General features: G+C 47.8%; 1 protein-coding gene. It reads left to right on the top strand.

All coding sequences use genetic code 11. The annotated features are described in order from the left end of the window. Positions 1-46 precede the first annotated feature (46 nt). Positions 47-251 (top strand): BolA family protein (locus ACTHS4_RS12245; RefSeq protein WP_440366025.1); only part of this gene is annotated, 205 nt, incomplete at its 3' end.

The raw sequence follows: 251 nt of genomic DNA on the forward strand, positions 1-251 counted from the left end.
TCTATGAAGAGGTATTGATCAAACCGTTCAAAGCCGTATTCAAATAATGGATATGCGTGAAGCTATTGAAGGTCGTCTGAAAACGCTGAATCCTGTTTTTTTTGACTTTCAGGATGACAGCCATCTGCATGCGGGCCACTCGGGAAACAAAGGAGGCGGGCATTATACGGTCGTAGTCGTCAGCGAAGCTTTCGGCGGCGTCAGCCGTCTTAACCGCCAACGCACCATTAAAACCTTACTGCACGATCTGT

It is taken from the genome of Neisseria sp. P0014.S009 (assembly GCF_051958155.1).
GTDB lineage: Bacteria > Pseudomonadota > Gammaproteobacteria > Burkholderiales > Neisseriaceae > Neisseria > Neisseria flavescens_C.